This is a genomic window from Vibrio sp. 070316B (assembly GCF_013114115.1).
Taxonomy (GTDB): Bacteria; Pseudomonadota; Gammaproteobacteria; order Enterobacterales; family Vibrionaceae; genus Vibrio; species Vibrio chagasii_B.
The window spans coordinates 1-695 of the sequence record NZ_VTYC01000084.1; the positions used below are offsets into that span (position 1 = coordinate 1).

At 46.2% G+C, this 695-nt stretch carries 1 protein-coding gene; it reads right to left on the reverse strand.

Annotated features, from left to right (window positions below):
• Nucleotides 1-695, reverse strand: a 695-nt coding sequence (locus F0251_RS24755) for a flagellin (protein WP_171731991.1), incomplete at both ends; no start/stop codon positions are given.

Here is a 695-nt window from a genome sequence, read left to right on the forward strand (position 1 = left end):
AGAATCGAGCTTGAAGCTTGAGAAAGGATCTGAGACTTAGTCATCTGAGTCGTTTCTTTCGCGAAATCGGTATCTTTAATACGGCTCTTAGATGCATTAACGTTCTCGTTAATGTTGTCTAAGTTGCTGATAGCGTGGTCAAAACGGTTTTGGAAAGCACCTAGCTCTGCACGGTGGCTGTCTACGTACTTAAGTGCTGCATCGATTACTGCTACAGACTCTTGTGCGCCGCCAACAGACGTTACGTCGATAGTATCAACGGTTACGTCTTTACCCGCTTGAATGCCTAGCTCACCAGCAAGACCACCAGAGAAAGACACATCGCCGCTCACTTTGTTGTTACCAGTGAACATTTGTAGCTTGCCGTCTTCAGTCACAGACGCTTTAACAGAATCTTGCTGACCGTTGATGTAAGTCGCTAGCTCTTCGATGTCGTCACCCGCTTTTGCGCTGATGTCGATTTCTTGTGCTTGACCAAAGTTGTCAGTGAACGACAGTTTTAGGTCGTTAGAGCCCGCTTGTACGTTCCAGTCTTTGTCTTTAGCGTTCTCAGTTTGGTAGCTCTTACCACCCATCTGAGCGTTATCAGAACGCATGTCTTTCAGTTGAAGCATTACCGCTTCACCGTTATCCGCACCGATTTGGAATGATTTAGTACCGTGAGTACCGTTAAGTAGCTTGTTACCACCAAAAGA